The sequence below is a fragment of the Paenisporosarcina sp. TG-14 genome (assembly GCF_000297555.1).
Lineage (GTDB): Bacteria > Bacillota > Bacilli > Bacillales_A > Planococcaceae > Paenisporosarcina > Paenisporosarcina antarctica.
This window is the reverse complement of sequence record NZ_AMGD01000057.1, coordinates 1-20,030: the sequence shown is the minus strand read 5'-3', so window position 1 is coordinate 20,030 and position 20,030 is coordinate 1. Positions and strand designations below refer to the sequence as shown.

General features: G+C 35.2%; 20 protein-coding genes. 16 read left to right on the top strand and 4 right to left on the bottom strand.

Going from position 1 to position 20,030, the window contains the following annotated elements:
* Positions 1 to 60: 60 nt before the first annotated feature.
* Genes C406_RS19670 through C406_RS0114975 form a run of 3 tightly spaced genes read left to right on the top strand, consistent with a single transcriptional unit; the run spans position 61 to position 2,280 of the window.
* A complete protein-coding gene (locus tag C406_RS19670; protein ID WP_081503773.1) occupies positions 61 to 750 on the top strand; it encodes an ABC transporter ATP-binding protein in 690 nt (229 codons plus the stop codon).
* Positions 728 to 1,756: an ABC transporter permease gene (locus C406_RS0114980; RefSeq protein WP_017381467.1), complete on the top strand. Its 1,029-nt coding sequence runs from the start codon at positions 728 to 730 to the stop codon at positions 1,754 to 1,756. The genes C406_RS19670 and C406_RS0114980 overlap by 23 nt, the downstream gene beginning before the upstream one ends.
* An 11-nt stretch (positions 1,757 to 1,767) precedes the next feature.
* A complete protein-coding gene (locus tag C406_RS0114975) occupies positions 1,768 to 2,280 on the top strand; it encodes a GNAT family N-acetyltransferase (protein WP_017381466.1) in 513 nt (170 codons plus the stop codon).
* A gap of 47 nt (positions 2,281 to 2,327) precedes the next feature.
* On the opposite strand, the gene C406_RS0114970 is transcribed toward C406_RS0114975, so the two are convergent.
* Positions 2,328 to 3,452 carry an NADH-dependent flavin oxidoreductase gene (locus tag C406_RS0114970; protein ID WP_017381465.1) on the bottom strand — a complete coding sequence of 375 codons (1,125 nt, stop codon included), beginning with the start codon at positions 3,450 to 3,452 and terminating at the stop codon, positions 2,328 to 2,330.
* A 301-nt stretch (positions 3,453 to 3,753) separates the two neighbouring features.
* On the opposite strand from C406_RS0114970, the gene C406_RS21095 reads away from it, so the two are divergent.
* Both C406_RS21095 and C406_RS21090 read left to right on the top strand, forming a co-directional pair.
* Entirely contained in the window at positions 3,754 to 3,969 is a 216-nt protein-coding gene (locus C406_RS21095) for a GNAT family N-acetyltransferase (RefSeq protein ID WP_017381464.1), read from the top strand.
* Positions 3,970 to 4,269 (top strand): GNAT family N-acetyltransferase, encoded by a 300-nt coding sequence (locus tag C406_RS21090; protein ID WP_272943012.1) that lies wholly within the window; start codon positions 3,970 to 3,972, stop codon positions 4,267 to 4,269.
* A gap of 4 nt (positions 4,270 to 4,273) precedes the next feature.
* Here C406_RS21090 and C406_RS19660 read toward each other — a convergent pair whose 3' ends face one another.
* Positions 4,274 to 4,936, bottom strand: a complete 663-nt coding sequence (locus C406_RS19660; protein WP_017381462.1) for a phosphatase PAP2 family protein — start codon at positions 4,934 to 4,936, stop codon at positions 4,274 to 4,276.
* Positions 4,937 to 5,007: 71 nt separating this feature from the next.
* Here C406_RS19660 and C406_RS0114955 point away from each other — a divergent pair, with 71 nt between their 5' ends.
* Positions 5,008 to 5,514 (top strand): hypothetical protein, encoded by a 507-nt coding sequence (locus tag C406_RS0114955; protein ID WP_017381461.1) that lies wholly within the window; start codon positions 5,008 to 5,010, stop codon positions 5,512 to 5,514.
* 63 nt (positions 5,515 to 5,577) lie between these two features.
* Here the strand turns inward: C406_RS0114955 and C406_RS0114950 are convergent, their stop codons facing one another.
* Both C406_RS0114950 and C406_RS0114945 read right to left on the bottom strand, forming a co-directional pair.
* Positions 5,578 to 6,420, bottom strand: coding sequence for a DUF1028 domain-containing protein (locus C406_RS0114950; RefSeq protein ID WP_017381460.1), 843 nt, complete (start codon positions 6,418 to 6,420; stop codon positions 5,578 to 5,580).
* Between the two features lie 40 nt (positions 6,421 to 6,460).
* Complete coding sequence (locus C406_RS0114945) at positions 6,461 to 7,444, bottom strand: potassium channel family protein (protein ID WP_237740575.1); 984 nt, start codon at positions 7,442 to 7,444, stop codon at positions 6,461 to 6,463.
* A gap of 355 nt (positions 7,445 to 7,799) precedes the next feature.
* Here C406_RS0114945 and C406_RS0114940 point away from each other — a divergent pair, with 355 nt between their 5' ends.
* The 10 genes from C406_RS0114940 to C406_RS0114890 all read left to right on the top strand — a co-directional run bounded on the left by C406_RS0114940 (position 7,800) and on the right by C406_RS0114890 (position 19,885).
* Positions 7,800 to 8,255, top strand: coding sequence for a YaiI/YqxD family protein (locus tag C406_RS0114940; protein WP_017381458.1), 456 nt, complete (start codon positions 7,800 to 7,802; stop codon positions 8,253 to 8,255).
* Between the two features lie 543 nt (positions 8,256 to 8,798).
* Complete coding sequence (locus C406_RS20295) at positions 8,799 to 8,954, top strand: YpzG family protein (protein WP_017381457.1); 156 nt, start codon at positions 8,799 to 8,801, stop codon at positions 8,952 to 8,954.
* A gap of 346 nt (positions 8,955 to 9,300) precedes the next feature.
* Positions 9,301 to 10,107: an ABC transporter permease gene (locus C406_RS0114930; RefSeq protein ID WP_017381456.1), complete on the top strand. Its 807-nt coding sequence runs from the start codon at positions 9,301 to 9,303 to the stop codon at positions 10,105 to 10,107.
* A 4-nt stretch (positions 10,108 to 10,111) separates the two neighbouring features.
* Positions 10,112 to 10,891, top strand: a complete 780-nt coding sequence (locus C406_RS0114925) for an ABC transporter ATP-binding protein (RefSeq protein WP_017381455.1) — start codon at positions 10,112 to 10,114, stop codon at positions 10,889 to 10,891.
* Between the two features lie 13 nt (positions 10,892 to 10,904).
* The gene (locus C406_RS0114920; RefSeq protein ID WP_017381454.1) at positions 10,905 to 11,978 is read left to right on the top strand and encodes an ABC transporter substrate-binding protein; all 1,074 of its coding nucleotides are present in this window, start codon (positions 10,905 to 10,907) and stop codon (positions 11,976 to 11,978) included.
* Between the two features lie 785 nt (positions 11,979 to 12,763).
* Positions 12,764 to 13,483 carry a LytR/AlgR family response regulator transcription factor gene (locus C406_RS0114915; RefSeq protein WP_017381453.1) on the top strand — a complete coding sequence of 240 codons (720 nt, stop codon included), beginning with the start codon at positions 12,764 to 12,766 and terminating at the stop codon, positions 13,481 to 13,483.
* Positions 13,484 to 13,530: 47 nt separating this feature from the next.
* Positions 13,531 to 14,637, top strand: a complete 1,107-nt coding sequence (locus C406_RS0114910) for a sensor histidine kinase (RefSeq protein WP_017381452.1) — start codon at positions 13,531 to 13,533, stop codon at positions 14,635 to 14,637.
* 95 nt (positions 14,638 to 14,732) lie between these two features.
* A complete protein-coding gene (locus C406_RS0114905; RefSeq protein WP_017381451.1) occupies positions 14,733 to 16,073 on the top strand; it encodes a sensor histidine kinase in 1,341 nt (446 codons plus the stop codon).
* Positions 16,074 to 16,562: 489 nt separating this feature from the next.
* Positions 16,563 to 18,008 carry a circularly permuted type 2 ATP-grasp protein gene (locus tag C406_RS0114895; protein ID WP_017381449.1) on the top strand — a complete coding sequence of 482 codons (1,446 nt, stop codon included), beginning with the start codon at positions 16,563 to 16,565 and terminating at the stop codon, positions 18,006 to 18,008.
* Positions 18,008 to 19,885, top strand: a complete 1,878-nt coding sequence (locus C406_RS0114890) for an alpha-E domain-containing protein (RefSeq protein ID WP_017381448.1) — start codon at positions 18,008 to 18,010, stop codon at positions 19,883 to 19,885. Before C406_RS0114895 ends, C406_RS0114890 begins: the two co-directional genes overlap by 1 nt.
* The last annotated feature ends 145 nt before the right edge of the window (positions 19,886 to 20,030 follow it).

Below are 20,030 nucleotides of genomic sequence, written 5' to 3'. Positions count from 1 at the left end.
GGTATAAATGTGCAGGTTTTACGAGTAAATAATGTGAGCAAATCTTACGGCAAGCAATAAATTCTTTCGAATATACACTTTACTGCAGACCAAGGTCAAATTGTTGGTCTCATAGGTCCTTCTGGATCTGGCAAAACAACACTTATTAAACTCATAATGGGCATGGATGTGCCTTCTTCAGGAGCTATTGAAATGCTACATCAAAAAGTACCAAATCCTAGCTTGCTCCAACAAATTGGATACATGGCACAATCGGATGCATTGTATGAAGACTTAACTGGTTATGAAAACTTATCTTTTTTTGCTTCTATGTTCTTAATGAATAAAGCCGAGCGTAATGAGCGAATTGCGTATGTTACCCAAATTGTTCAATTGGAAAATGCTTTGAAGAAGAAAGTTGGTAAGTATTCAGGAGGAATGAAACGTCGGTTATCTCTAGCGATTGCACTTATTCAAAATCCTCAAATATTAATACTAGACGAGCCGACTGTAGGGATTGACCCGGAGTTACGAAGATCCATTTGGCAAGAACTTACCAGATTGAAAAATGAAGAACAAAAGACAATTGTTATGACTACACATGTTATGGACGAAGCTGAAAAATGTGATGTCCTTGCTATGATTAGAGAAGGACGTGTCATTACAAAGGGTTCACCACAAGCATTAAAAGCCGAGTATCAAGTAATTAACTTGGAAGATGTCTTTTTACAAGCGGGAGGGCAAGCAAATGCGAATCACAGCTCTCGTTAAACGGATTGTCTTGCAACTTGTGCGTGATAAGCGAACGCTCGCACTCCTATTTGTGGCACCATTACTTATTTTAACGCTCATGCATTTTTTATTTACTAACAATGAAGTACCTTCAGTATTGGGGGTAGAAGGTGTATCTGATGAGATGGTGGGACAATTAGAGCAGGTTGGCATTGACGTCGTTTCTTTTAAAGTTAAAAATGTTGTAGAAAATGTCATTATTGAAGATGAATTAGATGGTTATCTCTTATTTGATGCTGGAAAAGCAACGTTAACACTTGAAAATACGGATCCATCTCGTTCTAAAATGTTACAAACCAAAATCCAACAAGCAATGGGTAGTGCATCATCCGAAATGGCTGCAACTGGAATCGACACGAGCTATATATATGGCAGTGATGATACAACTTTCTTTGATGTGTTAAGTCCGATATTAGTTGGTTTTTTTGTGTTTTTCTTTGTGTTTTTAATTTCAGGAATTGGCTTGCTACGTGAACGGATGACAGGAACACTCGAACGGTTATTGTCGACACCCATCAAAAGATGGGAGATTGTCTTTGGTTATTTAATCGGTTATGGGTTATCCGCTATTATTCAAACGATCATCGTTGTTGTCTACGCTGTTAATGTGTTAGATATGGTCTTAGTTGGTTCCATTTGGCATGTACTCGTCGTGAATGGATTAATTGCGCTTGTAGCCCTTAGTTTAGGAATATTACTGTCATCATTTGCGGCATCAGAATTTCAAATGATTCAATTTATCCCTTTAGTAATTGTGCCACAAGTATTTTTCACAGGAATTATTCCGATTGCTGGAATGCCTGAAATATTGCAAGGACTTTCCAAAGTGATGCCGATTTCATATGGAGCAAACGCTTTGAAAAGTATTATGTATAAAGGAACAGGATTAAGTGAAATACTTTCAGACTTGCTTATCCTTCTTGGTTTTGCAATTGTCTTTATTGTTCTAAATATTTTTGTTCTTAAAAAGCATCGAAAAGAGTAGGGGTAATTGACATGACCATACTTGAAACAGAACGACTTATTCTTCGGCAAATATTTACAGATGATGCCGAGTTTATGTTGTCACTTTTGAATGAACCCGATTGGATAAAATATATTGGTGATCGAGGAATTCAAACAGTAGAAGCTGCAAAACAATACATTCAAGATGGACCTATGACCATGTATGAAGAATATGGAATTGGCTTGTACTTAGTTGAACTAAAAGAAAGCGAGACGCCAATTGGTATATGTGGTCTAATCCAGCGTGACTTCTTAAAAGATGTCGATTTAGGTTTTGCGATTAGTTTAAAGTATTGGGGATGCGGATATGCATGTGAAGCTGCAAATGCTATATTGACATATGGTACTGAAGTGTTAGGATTTCGTCGTATTGTGGGTTTTACATCACTTGATAATGAAAAATCCGCAAACCTTTTACTAAAATTAGGAATGAATGAAGAAGGCAAGATGAAATTTGTTTCTATGACAGAAGACGTTAGATTGTTTGCCATAAATTATGAATAAAAAAAGATTGAAACGAGTGTAATTACTCGTTTCAATCTTTTTAATTTTTATACGCCAGGAACCCAACCTGGATTGTTAATAATACGATTCCAAAGTGGCGTAGGCATTACTAACTCTTGTTGCTTATCAAGATCGAGTTTCGTCACAATTTCTTCTTCGCGACCTTGTTCTATTTTCTGTACCCAGTCAGGATCAATTAATAATCCGCGTCCAAGACCGATTAGAGGGATACCTGATGCTAAGGCATTCCCTGCATCTGCAGCAGTATAAATAGAACCTACGCCAATGACTGGTACACGATCACCAACAGCTTCTTGGATAATTTCAATACGAGAACGTGTGTCTTCTATGCCACGTTTAGGAGTTGACCAGAAATCCATAAGTGAAACATGGAGATACTCTAAGTTTTTATTTGATAATTCATCAATTAACACTAATGTATCTGACATCGTAATTCCTGGAGTTTCTGGTTCTTCAGGTGAGAAACGATAGCCGACAATAAATGATGTTGTTGCGTGCTCTTTTACTATTCGTTGAACTTCATCAACAACCGCAAGAGGGAACGTCAATCGTTTCTCTAATGACCCGCCAAATCGATCCGTGCGTCTATTAGAGTGTGGCGAAAAAAATTGTTGTATTAAATACGTGTTTGCACCATGGATTTCGACACCATCATAGCCGGCTTCAATGGCACGGCGAGTGGTCTGTCCAAAATCAACAATAATGTCTTCAACTTCAGCTTCTGTCAGCTCACGAGGAACTGGTTTACCTTCAGCAGGGTATGCAATAGGACTCGCACTTACAACGTCACCATTTGGGGCAATGTCTGCAGGCACTTGTCGACCACCATGGAAGATTTGCAAAATTGCTTTTGAACCTTCGTCTTTAATTGCAGTTGCTAGGCGACGTAGACTTGGAATCATCTCGTCTGTATGTCCGGCGAACTCACCAGGAAAACCTTGGCCGTTCGGAGTAACGTATGTACAGGCTGTAATAACCATACTAACGCCTTTCGAGCGGTGGATATAATAATTAACTTCATCATCAGACACCGTGCCATCTGAATTTGAAGAGTAGTTCGTCATAGGGGCCATAATCACGCGATTCTTAAGTTGTACGCCATTTGGTAATTCAAATGGTTCTAATAGCGGTTTATATTTTTCGTTTACCATATATGATGACCTCCTGGATTGATTAATTTAAGTGAGAAACAGTGATATTCGTGATTTTCGTTGCAACTTTCAAGGTTTCAATGAAAATATCCAATTATTCCCTAATAATTAGATGTCAACGAATGCTGTAATAAGGTTACTTTATGTCTTGTTGTTAGCTATAGTCAAAAATTATGCCTATATAATATGCAAACTAGAAGTATCAGATATAAAGAAATAGAGAATAATAGAGGTATTAAGACAAAAGAGGCAGAAGGTTAACATAAATACTTAGAATTTAGAAAAAAGGTGTAAAGCAAGCATGCAAATACGAACTGAAACTATAAATGATTATAAGCACGTATTCAATCTGAATTACTTGGCGTTTGAAAAAAGAGATGATGAGGCGAAGTTGATAGAGCACATTCGATTCTCCAACTGTTTTATACGAGAATTATCGTTAGTGGCTGAAGAACAAGGAGAAATAGTTGGTCATGTCTTACTTAGTAAAGCTAAGATTATCCGGGAAAACGTGTAGATAGATGTCCTTGTCCTAGCTCCAATAGCTGTGAACCTTACTTTTCAAAAAAGAGGAATTGGCAGCAACTTAATTAGGGAGGGGTTAAGAAAAGCAAAAGATCTAGGTTATGGTATTGTGTTTTTGATCGGTCATCCAAATTATTATCCAAAGTTTGGATTTCAGCCTGCAAGAAATCACGGCATGGAACTAACACAATTTGAAGTGCCTGACGACGTTTTTATGGTTTGTGAACTAAAGGACGGAGAGTTAGCTCGCATTAGTGGAGAATTACACTATCCTGCTTCATTTTTCGTCTGAAAAATCAGCTTAAATATAAGGGTATTTTGTATGTGTTCGTTTCATAAATCTTTTCTTTAGTAAACTGAAAACACCAAATGGATATAAGTAGCCAAAATCCTCCAGCAAAATAGCCAGCAAGAACGTCACTAGGATAATGAACACCTAAATAGATACGGCTATAGCCGATTAAAAAAATCATTAAGGTACTAAATAGCAAGAGTAGCGTGCGACCCATACGCTTGTGAATATGGCGCCATAGCAGGAACGTGAGAATGCCATATACAGTTATGGCATTCGTCGCATGACCACTAGGGAAACTGTATCCACCAATCTCAATAAGACGATGCAAATCTGGACGAACTCTCTGAAAGATTTCTTTCAAAAATCTAAAGAGGTAGTGGGAACCGATTAAAACTAAAATAAATAACAAAAGTTCTAATCGATGGTGAAGGAAGAAGTAAAGGAAGATTACGCTAACAACGGCGATAAAATTAATTGAAGATCCTGATCCGATAAAAGAAAAGAATTTCATCGTGACAGTTAAAAATGGAGTTTGTAAGCTTTGAATAAAAGCGATAATCACTTTGTCGAAATGAACAATATCGTTGTCTTTAATTAAAAGTGTCATCGAGCCAAAACCAACTAGTGTGAATAATAGGAATGAAAATCTTACCTTCGAGTCCATTAACACATCCCCTTTATTCATAAAATCGATAATAGGAATATTAAACTTAATTAGCAGAGGAGGGAATTAACTTGAAAAAATACAAAATAATAAGTGGGTTACTACTTTTAGTTGGTTGCTCAACTGTCTTAGATACTTCGCAGTTAAGTGAATCACAACAAGGGGAAGACGGACTAATTAAGTTTTACAGTGCACCTTCTGTTGAGGTGGCAATTGATGCGTTACCATATGAAGTCAATTTGCCCGAGCAATTGCCATTCGAAACAGAGGGATTCAAAACTTTAGGAATTACAGATTTCGGTGGTAAAGGTCAAAACCCCGAATCCCAGTTTATAGCAATAGATGAAAAAGAAAATAACTTAATCCTTTCAACTACGACAGCACATCGAGAATATCCAGATAGTGATCCTGAAGAAATTACATTAGACAATGGCTACCAAGCTTTTTATATGGCACCAAATGGACTCGATGTAATTGTAAAAGACATCACGTATTCGTATACATTAATCATGCCAGAGTTGAAAGAAAAACAAATAAAAGAAGAATTGATGGAATTAGCTGAGCAAGTATCCGATTAATCAAACTAGATGCATGACCCATGAGTAGAGTGTTTTGCACTCGTAGGTCGGCTTAAACTTTAGTTATTTAATCCGCATATAGTCAAAGACTTTATGATCAATCATGCCACGTGGCTGGACTCGTTCATCAAAGTTTTCAATCAAGTGGTAAGATTGAACAGCGTCTAATAAGTCGTCAAATGCAGTAAGGTCTCTTTGCAAATGTCCATTTTCATATAACAGTCCTTGGAGTTCCTCTGCGAGAGTTCCTTCTATCAAAACGATATCCTCAGGCAAGGTAGGTTCAAAATAAAGTTTTTGTAATTTAAGTAATCGAGCTAACTCCACAACAGGATCTTCATGATCATCTACACGAAGATCAATATAGCGATCATTATACCCACCATAACTACCATTTTCTTTGACAATTAACAAAGCTGCTGACTGTTTCCCACGACTATCTCCACCTGCAGCATCGCCCGCGAGTAGGCTTGAGAGTAATCGTTCAGCAAGGGTTCCTTGCGATTGCAAAAAAGTGGATTTCATAGCTTCAACGGTAGAATGATCCACTAAAATATTACCTTGTACAGCATAGTTTTCTCCTGCCAACCCACCTGCCCAGTCATAACAATCTGAGCCGCTAAAGGTAACGCTTCTCCCTTGCACATCAACAATGCCCACTTGTCTAGAAGCAGAGTTAGTATCATTACGCACTAACTCATTCAACACTTCTTGAGGACTAAAACCATTTTCTAACATTTCAAGTCCATGTTTTCCGTAGTCTAAATTCGCCCAAGACTGTGTTGCAATTGCGCCAACACCAGCTTTTGCAAAAGGCACAACAGCTCCGACACTTAGAAATTTTGAGGCAACTGCTATACCTAACTCTTTAGTCTGTGGATCGAATCCTACGATTGAATAAGTCATATAAATATCTCCCTTCTACAAATGATTTATAGATTTAGTGTCAGTATTTAGTTATTAACTTACGATGCGTGTCTTCATTACAAATTACATATAACACGGCATCAGAAGGAATTTCTTCATGCAATCGGCGATTAATATCCATTTGTTGACGATCGGCAATTAGAGTCGCTCCTTTAGCTATTAAATCGTGGAAAGCATCTCCATAAGTTTGCCATTTGGGATCCACTTTAGCCTCGAACAAATCCTCGCCTCTACTCCGACTAATTAATTGAGTAACGATAGTACTCACATTTTGATGCATGGCGGAACGAACAGCAAGTAGAGAGGTAGTTTCTTGAGACAAAATAAATTCATCCACTTTGACATGAGAGAAGTTGGGGATTTGTTTCTTTGTCATAATTTCCACAGTTGTGTGAACGTGAGAAGCTAATCGTTCGACTGTTATGGCAGTAGTCAATGTTTTAGCGTCTCTCAATGAAGGGACTTGAATCATATCGTCTGCGAAGATAATAACGGATTTAGCTTTTTTAATATTCGCTCGAGTAAATGTCTCTTCCTCCGAAGCATCCCCTTGTACATAATGCACACGATTGTTTGCAACATCTATAGGCGAAGTAGGTAGGGTGTCAATAATGACAACTTCACTAAATGAGTCAGAAGATAATATTTCTTCTACAGCGGTTTCTGTTTTCTTTCCCCAACCAACAATGATAATGTGATTTTCATGTGTATACGCCAACTTGCCTTCCTCCTTACGTTTTCTAAATATAGAAAACGAATCTACTATCTTCCCAATAACAACACCGAGTAACCCAATTCCTAGCAAATACATAAGGACAGTGAAAAGTCTTCCGGCTCCGGTCACAGGTGAATAATCACCATATCCTACTGTAGAAAAAGTAGTCATGACAAAGTAAAATGAAGTTAGCAAACTTTCAAATGTATCTGGCTCTAACAAGTAAATCGTCACCGTACAAAATACAATAAAGATAAACGCTGCAAATAATAAGGATAAATTTTTCATACGAATTAAACTGAGTCCTATTTTTAAGAAAAAATGCATACACAAAACCCCAATCATTAGATTCACATTTAGTTCAGTTTACCGTTTTTTAGTTCGATGTACTAGTTCGCAAAAGATAGGAATTCTGCTAGTGTGCCAACTAATAAAGTAATGATAAGAATATATTACCTACATTAAAGATATTTTGCAGTAGAAAATGTGTTCAAATCCAATAAATTATGATTTTCTAAGGACCTCTGAAGCATATAATAATTTAATGGGATACACTTAAAAGAACCAATCTATGTATAAACTTGATACATAATTCTACTTTATCTGAACATAAAAAAAATTAACTCAAAAAGGAGAATAACTAATGATCCATATTTTAGTTGATGCAGACGGTTGTCCAGTTGTAGATTTGACCATTCAATGTGCAAAACAACATGAACTACCTGTTACGTTATTTTGCGATACATCCCACAACATGCAACGAGATGGTGCCGAGACTATAATGGTTTCAAAAGGAATGGATGCTGTGGATTTTGTACTCGTGAATCGAGTGAAGTCAGGAGATATTGTCATCACACAAGATTACGGTTTAGCTGCAATGGTATTAGCCAAACGGGGTCTTGTTATGGACCAAAATGGTCGTGAATACACCAATGACAATATAGATCAGCTTTTACATAGTCGTCACATCGCCAAGAAGATCCGTCAAGCAGGTGGAAGAATGAAAGGTCCGAAAAAGAGACAGAAAGAAAATAATGAGAGTTTTGAACGAGCAATTAAAGCGTTAATTCTACAACAAATAAATAAACAAGTAGAGTAAGATGCATTACTTAGTAAAGTTGTTTGGCAATTGAGCCGTAAAATCAGGATGTATTGTGGCTAGAATTGAAGGAAAGTAAAGAATCATTAATATTCTTTTGTACATGCTAAGGAAAGCGGAAATAAATTCTCATTATTATAATTGAAATTATTTAAGCTGCTTTTAAAAAATATTTTTATGACTAAGTAATTTCAAATAGTCACATGCGAAATGTAGTTAAAATTCCCTGAAATAAAGGTTGAAAATAACGTTAAATCGAAATACATATGCGAATATAGAATTTTTTGGAACTAGAAATTTGGCGTCAAATACCGATATTTCAGAACGTTTAATGTGATAGTAATAATTGAAATAAATGTTCGCCAATAGTTAGAAAAAATAATACGAATTAAAGAATTTTTTTCGATATACAGTTATTGAGAATTGAATCATGCAATAAAAAAGAATCCCCGATTTCACCAAAGGAAGAGAATAGCTCGGTGGATTTCACTCATACTAAATGCGATTTCTTCTTTTCAATCTTAAATAAAGAGGTGAATGGCAATGACTAAGAAAAAACCGCTCGATGAAAAATCCTCGGAATTGAAACATAACTGGACGAGGCCTAAAAGAGTTAATACACAAGTGAACGGTAATACAGAAGAATCGCAATCGACTCAAATGTTAAAAACCAGTGCCAAGATCCACCGACACACGTAAGTTGATTTAGAAGAAATAAGGCCCAGAGAATTTTCTGGGTCTTTAATTTTGTTCAAAATTGGCTGAAAGGAATATATATTTGGCGAAAAGGAGTAAAACCAATACGAATGGACATAAATCATTTCAGTCTTTCTAACACCGGTGACTCAATAGTGTGGACCACTGCGCTTTTCGTGATGTCTAGCTGTGTGGTCCAGTCCACACCTAAGCTTCAAGCCCTCAACTGGAAACAAAGTTTCCGAATCGGCCTTTCCAGCGCAGGTGATGGACTAACGCGGACCACTCCACTTTTCGTGGCACACATTGTTAAAAACTCACATATTATTTGAAAGAAGAGGTGGTGAAAATGAAGGATATAAAAAACCCAATAGAAACGGAAAAACAAGAATGGAGAAAGCAACAAAACCAACTTCGCTTAAAAACTTGGCTGACTATATTCTCGCCAATATGTATTTTGCTCATCTGGGAATTTTTATCTCAGACCGGACTAATTGATGCTCGGTTTTTTCCCCCACCAACTGCCATTGCTTCCACATTTTTAGATTTGATTATAAGCGGTGAGTTGTTCCATCACATCAATATTTCATTGTTTCGAATTTTTGTAGGATTTTTACTAGGTGTAATTCCTGGTATTATTATCGGTTTGTGTATGGGTTTGTATGCGCCGATTCGCCACTTTATTTCGCCAATTATTATGGCGTTAATGCCAATACCTACAATTGCTTTATTACCGATTATTATCATCATATTTGGAATTGGAGAAGTATCAAAAGTTGTCACCATAGCTGGAAGTGTTTTTTTTCCTGTAGTAATAAATACAGTTGCAGGTGTAATTTCAATTGATTCCATTTATTTAGATGTGGCAAAAAACTATGGAGCTAGTCGGAAAGACTTCTTCTTGAAAATTGCTTTACCTGGTTCACTTCCTGTCATGTTGGAAGGAATACAAATGGGGCAGGCAATCGCATTGCTTACAATTGTTGCAGCTGAAATGATGGGCGCAAGTTCGGGGATTGGCTACCTGATTTGGACGTCTTACAGAGCGTTTTTATTAAAAGAAATGTTTGTTGGGTTAATTCTTATTTCGTTCTTTGGTTATATCTTTTCATTATTTTTACGAGGGTTACAACGAAAACTAGTACCGTGGAGGTGACTATGTGAACCCGAACCCCAAAATATCAATTCATCAGTTAACAAAAGTATTTTATAAAAAACAAAATAGTGTCAGCGCGCTTGAAAACATCTCACTTGATATTAAAGATGGAGAATTTGTTTGTCTTGTTGGACCGAGTGGGTGTGGAAAGACGACGCTGCTACGTATATTAGCAGGACTTGAAAACCAAAGTTCAGGTGAATTCACAATTGAAAAAAGTGATAAAAGTCGTCCTAATCAATCCATGGTGTTTCAAGAAAGAGGTATTCTCCCTTGGCTAACAGTTGAGGAAAATGTTGCATTTGGCCTAACAATGCGGCACCTACCAAAATCTCTTGTAAAAGAGAGAACTAGTCATTTTTTAAGTAAAGTAGGTCTAACAAAATTCGCGAAAATGTATCCGAAAGAACTATCTGGTGGAATGATTCAACGCGTTAGTATTGCGAGAGCTTTTGCGAACGATCCGGAAATATTGTTAATGGATGAACCGTTTGGGGCACTTGACGAGCAGAATAAGTACATTTTGCAAGAAGAACTATTATCAATTTGGTCTGAAACGAAAAAAACGGTGTTATTCATCACGCATAGCATCGACGAAGCTTTGTATTTAAGTGACCGTGTGTTACTCATGAGTGCGCAACCAGGCAAAATAATAAAAGAAATAATAATAGATTTGCCAAGGCCAAGAAAACTAGAAGACATTCGAACGAATCCTGAAATTACTTCTAAATTCATGGAAATTTGGAGTCATTTACAAGTTGAAGTGCAAGGGTCAAGATTTTGAAAGGAGTGTATGGATGAAGAAGTGGTTAGGGCTATTTTTTATTGTGATTTTAATGGTAGGTGGTTGTTCACAAGAAGAAACGGTGAGGGTAGACGATCAGGTAAGTAAGGATAATCCATCTGGTGATTTAGCACCTTTAAGCAAGAAGACGAAAGTTATTATTTCTGAAGATGGTGCCGCGTCAGGTGCTGGCTTTTATATTGCAAAGGAAAAAGGCTACTTTGAAGACTACAATATTGATATAGAGTTTGCCACTTTTGCAAATAGTGACGATATGTTACCAGCCCTCGCATCAGGTGAAGTGGATATAGCAGGAGGCATTTCATCGGCTTCTTTTTTTAATGCAATCTCACAAGGAATCGATGTGAAAATTATCGCTGATAAAGGCCACAATGAAAAAGGCAAATCGTATTTTACGTTTGTTATTGGCGCAGATAAACAAGATGAAATTAAAGACTATAGTGATTTAAAAGGAAAACGAATTGCCATTTCTACTCAGAATGCTGTTGATGATTATATTTTCCATGAAATGCTTAAGCATGCTGGTCTTAAGAAAGATGATGTTGAATTTGTTCTCATGCCTGACTTTGGCAGCATGATGGCAGCCATAGGAAATGGCTCAATTGATGCGGCCTTACAAATTGAACCTCTTATTACAAAAGGTGTCGCTGAAGGAATTCACGTGCGTTTCGGAGATGCAACTGATTTCGCTCCTGAAGCACAAATCGCATTGGTTCTTGGCTCGCCGAAATTTATGGAAGAAGAACAAGATGTGTCCTTACGCTTTATGGCGGCCTATTTAAAAGGTGTTCGTGATTATAATGATGCCTTCAAAAAAGGGGAAGATAAGGATGAAATTATCGACATCATGACACAATACACGTCTTTAAAAGACGCCGCGGTGTGGGAAGATGTTTTTGTAACAGGACTTGATCCAAATGGAAAAATGTTCATAGGCGATATTCGCGATCAATATGAATTGTATAAGAAAAATGGAGCAATTCGTGGGAAATTTAAATTTGACGAAGCAATTGATACGAGTTTAACAGAAAAGGCAGTTAAAATTATTGGTACGTATGAAAAGTAATATATTAAAATAATGTAATATTTTTGAATATAAAACAGGCGTTAATACCTAGATTATTTGGAAAAAAGGGCTAAACACTTAGATTTAGGTCTTTTTTCACTTTTTTTTAGCAGTTCATATGAAATCTAGTTTAAAGTGCATCGAAATGTATGTTTATTTGTTTTAAATGTCTTTTATTTGTATGTGAAATGTATTTTAATCAAAAAAAAAAATTAGTAGTTAACTTACGATTTACAGAAGTATTAAAAACAATAAATCGAATGGTAAATAAAGACTAAAATTTTATATATTTGTTATTACTAATTTGAAACTTTTTTATCTAGATTTATGCTTTTTTATAAATTATTACAACCCCAAATTTGAAACCAAGTTGGTATGCCTTAAGTTTCATAAAAAAGGACTAACCATTAATGGTTTAGTCCTTTTTAATTCTATTCAATAGATTAAGATAGTCGAAATTTTTGATATTCATTCTTCTAACTTCAATGTCGAGTTGGCAGTTTAGTATAAGTTTCATATGAAACATATACTAAACATCTCGAATTGTTTCGTTTTTCACTTTGAATGTATTAAATTTGGATGTGAAAAGTCTTGTAAATACAGAAAAAAAAGTATGGTTAGCATAGGATTTATTTATAATGTGATGATTAATACCCATTAATAAGACAAAAACAAAATATTATTAATCCTTTGTTACGAATAATACCTATTGTTAATGGGAAAATTAGATTAATCGTTAATAAAAAAATCTAACATGTAATCACAAAAGATTGGGGTTGAAGTTTGTGATACCATATAAAGTCTTGCTTGCAGACGATCATCAAGATTCATTAGAAATATTAGAGATCTTTATAAATAATCATCCTCAATATGAAGTTGTTTCTACATGCTCCAATGGAGAAGAATTGATTTCAAACACAGCGATATTTAAACCAGATATTGTCATAACCGATGTTAAAATGCCGATTTTAAATGGTATTGAATCGATTAGAAAAGTTTTGCAATTTCAAAGGGATTTAAAGGTCATATTTGTTTCAGGTTACAATGAATTTGCAGTAGAAGCTTTTGATATAAGGGCTGTTGATTATATTGTAAAACCAGTTGAACTTTCTAGACTCTATGCGGCTTTAGAAAAGACTCAAACTGATAATCGTATACAAAGAATTGGTTCCATGAAAAGTAAAAAGAAACTTCCTTTTAAATTTAAAGGAGCTATGTTTTTTGTTCCATTTTCCGACATTTTCTTTATTGAAAAAGCAGGAAAAAAATGTTTAATTCATACAAAAGAGGGCACATTTGAAACATATGAAAGAATTGGTTATCTTTCTGAATTACTTGATGAATCCTTTTTTTTATCTCATAGATCAAATATCGTAAATCTTGAAAATATTATTTATATCAAACCGCAGAATGAAACATTCCTGGCTTATTTTAGAAATTTTGATAAGCATGCACATATATCAAAACTTAAAATTAAAGAAATTGAACTTAAAATAAAAAGCTAGTAACAACAATTATTTCAAACTTCTTGTAATTGGAGGTGACTGACAAAATGGCAGCAATGAAACAAATTGTTGAAACGGAATTACAATCAATAAACTCTACATACATTGTCTTAAATCAAGATCTTTGTATCAGAAAAGTCTATCAAGATAATTTGGGGATATTTTCTTCTGATAATGAACTTTTAGGAGAACCTGTAAAAAATGTTACTAAAAAAGAGTATTTAGAATTAGTCATTAAAATAGAAGGTGTAAAAAAAAATAAAAAGCCTTCTTTTTTAAAAGTAATTACTAATCAAAATAATGAGTATGAGATTGAAATACTACCTTTTGAGAATTTTTTATTAGTCCTGATTAAGGATAGATTAATAAATACAAACTTCATGATAAATAATTTAAATGATAAAAATCGGGAATTAGAAACTAAATACCATCAAGTATTAGTAGGACTAAAAGATTCTGATTTGGCCAACACAGAAAAAACAGATTTATTATTGTTATTATGTCACGAGTTTAGGACACCTTTAAATATTATTAATGGATATCTTCAAATACTAATGTCTAATTCTCAACAAAGTTTAACGAAGGATCAACAAAAATATTTATCAAAAATAACTAATGCAAGTAAACAACTTGAAATGATTATGAATGATGCATTAGATTTTGTTAAAGTAAACAAAGGAAAATTGAGAGTTAAAACTGAATACATTGATATAAATGACCTTATTGAAGATTGTATTCAAGCTCTATCTATAGAGGCATCCGCGAAGAATATCAAAATTACTCATCAAAATGAAGAATCAAAAGTATTAATTTACTCTGATAAAAAAAGACTAACTCAAGTATTGATGAACATTTTATCAAATGCTGTTAAATATACTAATGAAGGCGGATACATTCAAATCAACAGCCTTAGAAATGAGCAGAGATTACTGATTGAAATAATTGATACTGGTGTTGGTATTCAGGCCAAGGAATTAGCTTACATATTCTCCCCGTATTATCGCTCCTCTTCCACAGACTCTATGTCTACTGGTTTTGGTATTGGTTTATTCTTGGTCAAGCAGGTCCTCACAGAGTTGGGTGGTTTGGTACATGTTTCTAGTGAGTTAGGTGTAGGTAGTCGTTTTATTATTGAGTTACCTATTGAAAATTAACAAGTGAATTAGTGAATATTGAGAGCTTAAAATTTTAAGTTGGAAGTCTATTTAAGCCGTAAGATTTATGCGAAAGAGTATCTAATGTCTGAGTAATGCAACTTAGAAAAATTGAATATCAAAAGAATTTAGGTGTAAAAATGAATACTTTGATAAAAGATGTCCTTCTAAACGTATCATTAATCACCATTATTATTTTGATGTGGAAATTTTTAACTTTAAAAAATCAAGAATCGCATCTCTTTCAAAAGTCTTCTTTGGCTATAGCTGCAATCATGTCGATTATGTTTTGTTTATCATTTCCTCTAGTATTTCAGGATCAATTTCAAATTAATTTTTATCATATCCCTATTGGAATAGCTGGGTTATATGGAGGGGCAACAATCGGTTCCATTTTGTTCGTGGTAACTGCCCCTTTGTTATTTCTACTAGGTGAAGACAAATTTGAAATTTCAATGATTCTTCTCGTTAGCCAAACTCTTACTATTATTTTACTAAGTCCATATTTTAATAGGTGGAAAATAAATAATAAAATGATTATTGGGACGTTATTAATTTCTATTTTCTCTTCCGTTTCGATTGCAACTACAGTAAACATTAATCCGACAGATCAAGTATCCCTGATTATTGGTCTTGGCGTTATTCTTGTATATTTAGCATTTATCGCCTTTTGCTTTTTCCTAATTGAAAAGTTTAACACATCTATAGAAACCCAAAAGATAGTAGCCAATGCGGAAAAAATGGAAGGACTGTATCATCTCGCTGCAGCTTTTGGCCATGAGGTTAGACAACCTATTACAACTGGCAAAGGAATGCTGCAATTATTATCAGATGATAGTTTGCCAACAGATAAAAGAATCGAATTTTTATCTGCTGCCATTTCCGAAGTGAATAGAGCAGAGAAAATAATTCAAGATTATCAAGTTTTTGCGCAACCTTATTCCAACAAATTAGAACGGTTTGATTTAGTCAATGAAATTCAAAAAGTACTCAATCTCGTGGAACCTTTGACCAATGTAAGTAATGTACAAATTAATACAAATCTTTCGTCTGCTTGGATTAATGGCGATAAAGCAAAAATTGAACGCTGTCTTATTCATATATGTACGAATTCCGTTGAAGCAATGGATTCTGGAGGGATTCTGACCATACAGTCTTTTAGCACTATGGAAAATTCAATCATTGAAATTTCTGATACTGGGATTGGAATGACGAAGAAACAAATATCTACATTGGGTGAACCTCTCTTTAGTCTAAGTAGTCGAAAGGGTACCGGGCTAGGCATGATGATGGTATTCCGTTTAGTTGAAGGCATGAAGGGCAAACTTGAGATTCAAAGTAAAGTCGGGGAAGGTACAAAAGTAACAATAGTTTTTCCTAATGAGAAACTATTGAAGGATGCACATACACATATAGATAAAGAATTTGTTTATTAATTAAAAAAGGTTGTTTTACATGCGATGAAAAGCGCATGTAAAACAACCTTTTTCTATTTTTTATCCCTTTATTTTTATTCTTTCAAGTTGCTATTTCATATATTTTTTTGAGAAAAACTTAAAAGCAGACCGAGATAAAATGCCTTTTAGACCAGTCTTTGGAACGTGGGCATTCGTTTCTCCGTTTTCCACATACTGCTGTAAGTGAAGAAGCGTGTCATCCCAACCCTTTGAACACATTTTGTAGCATGATAACGTATCTACTCGTATTGGATGGGACAAAGATTTAAATAAGTGAGTAACTTCTTCATTAATCATAATTATGAATCACCACACCCTTTCAAATAATATTATGTTACTAAAAGGTAAAATAATATTTATTTGAGCACAAGCTTGATTTAACGGTAGATAGGGTAATCAAATAGAGAAGAGTGTGATAAAATTGAATTATTATAATTTTCTAAATTCATAGATAAGAGGGGTGTTCACATGTTTAGTATGTACAAAGTAAAGCCATTTTTTGATGAAATGATAAAGGCAAGTGGAAAACCCAAGGATCACTATCAAAAATTTTATGATATGGTTCATAATTTTTCTACTGATGAACTTAAAGAAAGACATGAAAGAGCACAATTATCTTTTTTGAGACAAGGAATTACCTTTACGGTATATAATAATAATGTAGGTGCTGAACGTACAATGCCTTTTGATTTTGTGCCAATCATTATTCCTTCAGACGAATGGGAAACGATAGAAAAAGGGATGGTACAACGTTCTGAAGCATTAAATTGTTTTTTACAGGATGTGTACCACGATCAGAAAATTATTAAAGATGGTATCATACCAAGAGATTTAGTAGAAGATAATCCTTATTACTATGCCAAACAAATACAAGGCGTTACTATTCCGTTAAATAATCATATTTTTCTTGCTGGAATTGATTTAATTCGTGATGAAAACGGAAAATATTTAGTGCTAGAGGACAATTTACGCAATCCTTCAGGTATCTCGTATGTCTACCAAAATCGCTACGTAATGCGCCAGGTTTACCCAGAATTTTTCGCGAAACATTCTGTCCATACTTTAGAACATCAAGTGACGTATTTACATGAAGCGATTATGGACCATGCCCCAGAAGGAGTGGAAAATCCTAACGCCGTTTTATTAACTCCAGGTATATATAATTCCGCTTACTATGATCATGTATTTTTAGCGCAACAGATGGGTCTTCAACTAGTTGAAGGTCGAGACTTAATCGTCACAAATGATATTGTTTATATGAAGACGATTCGAGGACTTGAAAAAGTAGATGTCATTTATCGCCGAATAGATGATGATTTTTTAGACCCATTAGCTTTCCGTGAAGATTCAAATCTAGGTGTGGTGGGGTTATTGGGTGCGTATCGTCAAGGCAATGTGGCAATTTTAAATGGTATTGGAAATGGAGTAGCTGATGATAAAGCGATGTATGTATATGTGCCAGATATGATTCGCTATTACTTGAATGAAGAACCGATTATTGAAAACGTCAAAACATATCGTTTAGAAGATCCTATTCAGCGGGACTGGGTACTTGAACGTTTACATGAATTAGTAGTTAAAAACGTAGGTGCCTCTGGGGGGTATGACATGCTTATAGGACCTCATGCAAGCGTGGAAGAAATCGAAAAATTCCGAGGTAAAATTCTTGAAACACCTCATCAATATATTGCCCAACCAACAATCAAGTTATCAAGAGCACCAGCGTATCAAGGAGAAGAATTCTATCCTTGTCACGTTGATCTACGTGTATTTGTGATCAGAGGAAAAGAAACGCATGTATTCCCAGGCGGTTTATCCCGTGTGGCACTAAAAAAAGGGTCCCTAGTCGTCAATTCTTCACAAGGCGGGGGCGGTAAAGATACGTGGGTTATGAAGTCAGGGGGTATAACTTAATGTTAAGTCGTGTAGCAGATTCACTTTATTGGATGTCGCGTAATATCGAACGTACTGAATTGAATGCACGTATTCTAGACGTTCATTTAACTCAAATGGTTGAAACTTCGAGCGAAGAAATGCTAGACGAAAAACAATGGCAACTTTTGTTTGGAATTTGTTCGACAGAAGAGGAACTAGAAGCGCTAGAAAACAATCCGAATGTTCAAGATCAAGACTATTTACACTACTTAGCTTTTCATTCTGACAATCTAAATTCTGTCTTCAATTGCGTGCGTGTAGCTCGAGAAAATGTGCGAATTAGTCGGGATCATTTGCCGAATGAACTTTTTGAAATATGGAATGATTTATACCATTTTACCCTCCATGCAGAAAGAGAGCATTTTACTATTCAACACTTACGAGCATTTTTACAGAAAGTGAAAATGACAACATTGATTGCTCAAGGGATCATTGAGTCTGGTATGTCGCGTGGAGTTTCTTACCGCATGATTAAAATAGGTAAATGGTTAGAGCGGGCAGAAAAAACAGCACGCATTTTAAATGTTGTATGTGAACAAACACGCGAAACGCAATTGAAGTATAAAGGTGAAGATTACTATGCATGGTTATCTGCTCTTCGTATGTTAAATGGTTATGAAGCATTTTTAAAAGTAAACCGCCCTAAAATGGATCCGAAAACCATCTTAACTTTTCTAATTACGGATGAATCATTCCCAAGATCGATTCACTATAATATTAACCATGTGCGAGCGGCCGTTGACAACTTGGAAAATGCTAAAATTGCACATTATTCTTTCGAGTTATATTATGCACTTGAGAATTTAAAGAAAAATTTTGATGAAATGTCTATTCATAAATTAAATTCAGATGATATGTTAGCTTTTTTAAATCGATTCCAAAATCAATGTAATGATATTGGGAAAATATTCTCTAAGACATATTATTTAACTGAGCCAGAAACTCAGCAAGAACAAACACAGTTGCCAACAGTTCAAGAACCACCGAAATCTTTAATTTCTTCATCCATGAAATACAAAATCGAACATACAAATGTTTTCGATTACGACACATGGGTTGATCAAAGCATGAACTCCATAAGGTTAACGCCACGTACAGATGAGTGTCAGCGTTTGTTGTCTTTCCGAACAGATATTACACCTGTAGCTCTCACGAAGGGACATGTGGATATTTGGGGGAATAGTGTTGAATCATTCTTTATAGCGGATCATCATAAGCATTTAGAAGTAAAGGCAACATCTGTTGTAAGTATTCAAAAGAGTCCATGGATTCATCGTATTAATTTTTCTCCAGAAATGTATGCCATTTTTCATTCATCTTTATTCAAAAGCCATTATTTAGCGTATTTAAGCAATACCGCATACACATATTTAACACCCGAACAAATGCTTCAAGTAGACTCGGAAATTGGAGAAATGTACAATCCTGTTCAATATTCTATAGATGTAATGAGTTATTTGCATAAGCGTTTTACCTATGATGGATCTTCTACAGATGTATCAACGAAGGCAAAAGATTCATTTAATTTGAACAAGGGTGTATGCCAAGATATCTCTCACGTTATGTTAGGGATACTTCGAACTAAACATATCCCGTCAAGATATGTCAGCGGCTACTTGTATGTCGGAGAAAATTCCGCATTAATTGGAGATTCAGCGAGCCATGCATGGGTTGAAGTGATGGTTCCTGGGATAGGTTGGGTAGGACTTGACCCTACAAATAATGTGGAAGCGTTAGAAAATCATATTCGCTTAGGAGTGGGGCGTGATTACGGGGATGTTAGCCCAGTACAAGGGGTCTACCGTGGTGGCAGCCATAAATTAGATGTGAAAGTATCAGTTAGTGTAATTGAATAATAAAAAGGAGCCTCGACGAGTTTAATGTCGAGGCTTTTTTTACAATATATGAAAGCATATAAATTTAGTTCCATAAATCCAGTGTTTCAGGTGTTTTGGACATAAAAATTGATTCATTAGTATTGTTGATTTCCGTTTCAGGCGG